The sequence below is a fragment of the Ileibacterium valens genome (assembly GCF_001945525.1).
Classification (GTDB): Bacteria; Bacillota_I; Bacilli_A; order Erysipelotrichales; family Erysipelotrichaceae; genus Ileibacterium; species Ileibacterium valens.
Window position 1 is genome coordinate 1 of the sequence record NZ_MPJW01000003.1, and the last position, 2,041, is coordinate 2,041.

The 2,041-nt window shown below is 41.8% G+C and carries 2 protein-coding genes; both read left to right on the forward strand.

What is annotated here, in order from left to right; translation table 11 throughout:
- Positions 1-1,242 (forward strand): IS21 family transposase (gene istA / locus BO222_RS00020; protein ID WP_083647592.1); only part of this gene is annotated, 1,242 nt, incomplete at its 5' end.
- Positions 1,243-1,244: 2 nt separating this feature from the next.
- On the forward strand, positions 1,245-2,021 hold the full coding sequence (istB, locus tag BO222_RS00025; RefSeq protein ID WP_075817271.1) for an IS21-like element helper ATPase IstB: 777 nt from the start codon (positions 1,245-1,247) through the stop codon (positions 2,019-2,021).
- The last annotated feature ends 20 nt before the right edge of the window (positions 2,022-2,041 follow it).

The following is a 2,041-nucleotide window of genomic DNA, read 5'->3' on the forward strand; positions in this document are numbered from 1 at the left end:
GACAAAATGAAACGAAATCAAACCACCCAGCTTAATCTCGAGTTGAACATGGCAAAGATTCAAGGAATAAAACCCAACTTTACACAGCTGGCCAAAAAGTATAGCGTAGATCGGCATACTGTTGCCAGGTACTACCGGGAAGGAGGAAAAGCTATCATCACACGAGACAGACCCAGTTATCTAAATCCATATTTGGACGAAATTGAAGAAATGATGTCAACAATCCACCCAACGAAAAAAGCTGCCTTTGAGTACTTCCAGAATAAATATGGAGAGGATGTATTCCGAAGTTACAGTACTTTTACACATCTGCTTAAAGAAAAGCAGATTGATGGGCGTCTAACTGTCAGTACACCCCATCCAAGATTTGAAACACCTCCAGGAAAGCAGCTTCAGGTCGATTGGGTTGAAGATCTGTCTATGGAACTGAAAAACGGAGAGATCATTGAATACAATTTGTTTTCAGCCACCTGGTCCTATTCTCGTCTTCACTGCTTTGTCTATACAAAAACAAAAACTACAGAAGACTTCATACGATGTCTGCTTGAGGTCCTCTACCAGTCATCAGGTGCACCAAAAGAAATACTGACTGACAATATGTCTGCAGTTGTCTCTGTAAGAGGTTCAAGAAAAACGAAGCATAAACAAATCGAAAATTTTGAAAAAGATACAGGAATAAAGATTAGATTATGCCAGGTCAGATCCCCGCAGACAAAAGGAAAATGCGAATCAGCCAACCGTTACGTTCAATGGCTTCAGCCCTATCAGAAGAAGCTGGAAACAGAAGAAGATCTTCTAAAACAGATTCATCAGCTGAATACACAGATTAACCGGGAAACGAATCAGACAACAGGAGTCCCGCCAGTCGTCCTGTTCAAAAAAGAAAAAGAGCATCTAGATCCTTTGCCTTCAAATGCCATGCTTGAAAGCTATCTGCATAACATCAGCGTCCAGACGGTGCCATCAACACTGCTGGTCAGATACAAAGGAAATGGATACTCAGTTAACCAGAAGTTTATTGGAAAGAGAGTCAAGCTCGTTCCTGTCCACGATAAACTCTATATCTACTATAACACGCAGCTTATCGCCTCTCATAAGATCTCGTGCAGTCCATTTAACTATCGTAAGGATGATTACCTTGAGGCTTTAAAAGTTCGGATTCCGTCAAAAGAAGATGATGAGATAAATCGTATAGTACAGGATAATCTGAAAATATTTGGCTCCTGGTCAGAAGAGGAGTAATCATGGAGACAATCGCAAAAGAATACCTGCAGCTAAAGAATAAGCTCAATATGCTTGGACTTTTACAGATGGAAGCCAATCTGGATCAGCTGCTGGAAAGCGTCACAACGAAGGAAATGACACTGGTAGCAGCTTTAAACCACGCTCTGGATGCAGAGCTGGATATCAGAGAAATAAAGAAGCGCAATCATCTGATACAGCTGGCAGGTTTTCCATTTGAAAAGACCTTTGAAGAATTTGATTTTAGTTTTCAGCCGGTACTGGATCGAGATAAGGTCCTTAGTCTGAAAGATTTGAGCTTTGTAGACCGTCACGAGAATATTCTGTTCATCGGTTCACCAGGCGTAGGGAAAACTCATTTATCAATCGCACTGGGGCTTGAGTGTATTAAAAACGAAAAGAGTACTTATTTCATTCACTGCAGTGAGCTGATAGAGCAGCTTACCAAAGCAGCTAAAGACAATAAGCTGGAGGGCAAGCTGCGCTTTCTGAACAGATATGCAGTGCTGATCATAGACGAGGTAGGATTTATTCCCTTCAGCCCCGAAGCTGCAAATTATCTGTTTCAACTGATCAGCCGTCGATATGAAAAGAAAAGCCTGATCATTACAACGAACAAGCCAATTTCTCAATGGGGAGAAATGTTTGGTGATCCGGCTCTGGCAAATGCATTACTGGATCGGCTTTTACATCATTCGAAAGTGATCAAGATACCTGGAAGATCCTACAGAACAAAAGATCTCGTTTCAGAACTGGAAGAAAGGAGGAGGGAGAGCTAGGCGCGCGGGTATAGGAGAAG